This is a genomic window from Paenibacillus contaminans (assembly GCF_003285015.1).
In the GTDB taxonomy this organism is placed as follows: Bacteria; Bacillota; Bacilli; order Paenibacillales; family NBRC-103111; genus Paenibacillus_V; species Paenibacillus_V contaminans.
The window spans coordinates 1-1,009 of sequence record NZ_QMFB01000080.1 but is presented as its reverse complement, the minus strand read 5'-3'; the positions used below and the strand labels follow the sequence as shown (position 1 = coordinate 1,009).

1 pseudogene is annotated in these 1,009 nt (G+C 44.3%); it reads right to left on the bottom strand.

The annotated features are described in order from the left end of the window. Positions 1 to 1,009 (bottom strand): annotated as a pseudogene (locus DQG23_RS41620) (transposase); the annotation flags it as partial.

The window sequence follows — 1,009 nt, the reverse complement described above, 5'->3', positions numbered from 1 at the left end:
GACTTACTTGCACCACCTTTATAGCATCCTTCTTTAAACGGACAAACCTTGCATTTCTTCACATCAAAGAAGTATTTTGTTCGATTCGGTTTACCGCTTTCTCCTCGATAATCCTTTACTTTGTGAATCGCCATATGACCAGCCTTGCATACGTACATACCTGCATCTTTGTTGAATTCAAATTCGTCTTCCTTCTTACGTGCACCTTGCGTAATTTGTGGGTTTAGTCGGGAGATGAGTTCAATCTGGTTTTCCTTGCTGTACGCGATGTTTTCTTTTTCCGAGTATGCCATATCGCCGATTACGGTTTTAACGTCCATACCTGCCGTCATGCTTTTCTCAATGAGTGCTTGTAATTGCTTGCCATCGTGCTTCTCTCCAGTCGTTACGATAGCCGCTGTGATGATTCGCTCTTCCGTCATGGCCATGTGCGTCTTATATCCAAAAAATGAGCTGTCCGCACTTTTGTGACCAATGCGTGCATCTTNNNTGATCTTGCGAAATACGTAATTGTTCCACATCATCCTCGACAGTCTCTTTCAGTAGATTCAATGGTTCGGTGATCTTAGGCAATTGAGCGATGCCGAGCTCGGTTTCGGTAACTTCAATAAGTTTCTGGCAGTAGTCAATCTCAGCCTCTAGTGTATCCACGATGTTCTTGGCAGGCAACTTCGTTTTAAGCGATTCGTCGATGGAATAGATGGCTTTTCGTAATTTGCGAGAACGATCCTGCAAAATCTCCCTCGGGGACTTGTGGTTGTAACGAGCTTTTGTGTGCGTTGCATCCACGATGATGGATGTGCTCTTTAGAATACCTTGTGCGATAGCCAACTCGACGGTTTTATTGATTAGCAGATCCAGCAGATTTAGGTCTTTCAACCGCAGTTTGCGGAACTTCGTAAGGGAACTCGGATCCATGACAGCTTCTTCTGGAGCCATCTGAAGAAAGTATTTGAAAGACATGTCGTACCGAGAACGTTCAACCAAATCTACGTCTGACAGCTCGAAA